General features: G+C 64.7%; 1 protein-coding gene and 3 pseudogenes. 3 read left to right on the plus strand and 1 reads right to left on the minus strand.

The features are described 5' to 3' along the window. Positions 1 to 70: 70 nt before the first annotated feature. Positions 71 to 967, plus strand: a pseudogene (locus tag JQC81_RS32105) (IS3 family transposase); the annotation flags it as partial. Between the two features lie 309 nt (positions 968 to 1,276). Here JQC81_RS32105 and JQC81_RS32110 read toward each other — a convergent pair. Further along, positions 1,277 to 1,868: pseudogene (locus tag JQC81_RS32110) on the minus strand (transposase); the annotation flags it as partial. A 108-nt stretch (positions 1,869 to 1,976) separates the two neighbouring features. Here JQC81_RS32110 and JQC81_RS34710 point away from each other — a divergent pair. Then, a pseudogene (locus JQC81_RS34710) lies at positions 1,977 to 2,114 on the plus strand (IS5 family transposase); the annotation flags it as partial. Positions 2,115 to 2,160: 46 nt separating this feature from the next. Then, positions 2,161 to 2,637 (plus strand): transposase (locus tag JQC81_RS32115; RefSeq protein WP_246520843.1); only part of this gene is annotated, 477 nt, incomplete at its 3' end.

Consider the following 2,637-nt stretch of genomic DNA (forward strand, 5'->3'; position numbering starts at 1 on the left):
TTCGGCACGATCCCGCCGCCTATCTGGCTGCTCTCGAACAGCAGGCCCGCCAGCTAACTTTGCCATCCTAGAAAAAACGGCTGCTGCGGTCCGTCCCGTTGCCGAAGGACGGTTCCCGATGAGTGTCGTCGCCGCGACCCTCGGGGTGGCGCGCTCCAACCTCGTCAAGCAGACAACGCCGCAAACCTCCCGCTCGCGTGGCCGGCCGCCCTTGCCGGATGCCGCCCTGGTCGAGGAGATCAAGGCCGTGATCGCCACCATGCCCACTTACGGCTATCGGCGGGTGCATGCCGCTCTGGCGCGCCGAGCGCATGAGCAGGGCCGGGCTCCACCTAACCATAAGCGGGTTTATCGGGTGATGAGGGCGCACGGCCTGCTCCTCCAGCGGCATGCGGGCGGCGCTGAGACACGCCGGCACGACGGGCGCATCGCGGTCGCGCGGTCCAATCTGCGCTGGTGCTCGGACGGATTTGAGCTCGGTTGTGACAATGGCGAGAAGGTGCGGGTCGCGTTTGCCCTCGACTGCTGTGACCGCGAGGCGCTGGGCTATGTCGCCACCACAGAGGGGATCAAAGGCGAGGATGTCTGCGATCTCATGCTCAGCGCTGTCGAGCATCGCTTCGGGCCTGTGAACCGGCTGCCGCACACGATCGAGTGGCTGACCGACAACGGGAGCTGCTATGTGGCGGGGCCAACCCGGTCGTTTGCCCGGGAGCTTGGGCTGGAGCCGCGCACCACGCCGCTGGAGAGCCCGCAATCGAATGGCATGGCAGAAGCCTTCGTGCGCACGATCAAGCGCGATTATGCCCGCGTGAGCTCTTGCCCGGATGCCCGGTCCGTGATGGCCGCGCTGCCGGGCTGGTTTGCTCATTACAATCAGCTTCACCCGCACCGGGCTCTCGGCTATCGTTCACCCCGCGAGTTCATCGCGGCCCGACAAACCAAGGAAGCCATGTCCGCTCTTTAAGGGGCAACAACACCAAAAGCGCTTTAGCTTAGAAGGGTGTGTCTGAACCTACCTTAGTCGGCCCTGAATAATGCGGCTGCACGCGGCAGGCGCTGGATTTCAGGCGACCTGAGAAGTATCGGGTTGCGCGGATGAACTCATCAGGGCTGCCAGGAGCCAGGCGATAAAAAGCCTGAGCCAGTTCAGGATCAGCCGCAGATTATGCCCAGCCGCCACCAGCAGCACATTCATGGCGTCGCCCGCAACTCCGAGCAGGTGATTGCGTCCCAGCCGCCCATCCTGCTTCCGATTATCGGCTCGATCGCCGACCCGCATGCGCCGCATCGGCCGCGCATGAGCATAGCGACCCACCTGCACGGCCGCCCGTTTGGCCAGACGGGTGTAGGCCTGACGCAGCTCGAGACCGCACTTCCTGGCCTGCCGCACGAGGGCGACGAGAGCTTTGAGATAGAGCTTCGCGTCAGTGGGATGAGTGATGGCCTTGGGCTGCACCGTGGTGTCGACGCTGATCCGCTCCAAACGGGAGGGCCGCACGGCGCCCTCTCCAGTCCTTCTGGCCCAAGCCGCTTGCGCCAGCGCCTGAGCGAACTCGAATCGCAGGGCACCTCATGCTGGAAATACTCGCAGCCGCAGAACCACTGCCAATACGGGTTCTCGATCCAGCGCTGCACCACCGCCTCATCCGACAGGTTGAAGGTGTGCTGGAGATACGACAGCCCCACCATCAGCCGGGTAGGTTTGGCAGGCCGAGCGGACGATAGAAGCGACCAAACTTTTGGTTGAAGCGGTGCCAGTCGATGAGAGTGGCAAGCCGGAACAACTCGTGGCGCTGATCAAGGATCTGGTCGAGACGGCTGCGGTAGAGATCGCCGGAGCTCGGCATCGTCGGCTTTGGTCCCATGGCAAACCACCGATTTTGAGCGGGTCATGAGACCTGTGCGCGGATAGCCTCGACCCAATGTCCTTTGGGTGATTGAATAGGGCCGTTGGACATGACGGGAGCGGTCTCATGGCACGCCGTCAGATTGGACAGGAAGTCTTCGCGTTTGCCGCAGATCCCACACCCCATCACTGCTCCGTGGACCGGTTATCGGGGCTGATCGACTGGTCCTCCCTGGATCGGCACTTGGCTGATATCTATGCCGCTGCCAAAGGCGAGCTCGCCTGGCCACCAGTGGCCCTGTTCCGGGCCCTTGCTCGCGCCCATTCCCTGGGCCGGGCGCGTCTGGGCCTTGCCAGTCCTGACGGCGCTGGCGCCCTCCGAGCGGTTCTGCCAGGAGCGGGGACGTCGCCACAAGACGCTCCTCGACTGGGGCCGGCAAATGGCCTTGCAGGCCCGCCGGTGGCTCCCCGAACGTGACCTCATCCTGGTCACCGACAGTGGCTTTTCCGCTCTGCTGTTCCTCGATGCCATGCGTCGCGGTGGGATCACGGCCATCACGCGCCTGCGCTTGGATGCGGCGCTCTACGAGCCGGCACCCATGCGGTTGCCGGGGACGCTCGGACGCCCGCGCAGGAAGGGTGCCCGTCTGCCCACACTGGCGGAGGTTCTTGCTGCCACGAGCACCCACTGGCAGACGGTGCGTGTGCCAGGTTGGTATGGGGCCGCAGAGCGCACGATTGAGATCACCTCGGCGACGGCTGTGTGGCAGCACGGCGGTCTGCTGGTC

It is taken from the genome of Microvirga arabica, from assembly GCF_016811235.1.
In the GTDB taxonomy this organism is placed as follows: Bacteria; Pseudomonadota; Alphaproteobacteria; order Rhizobiales; family Beijerinckiaceae; genus Microvirga; species Microvirga arabica.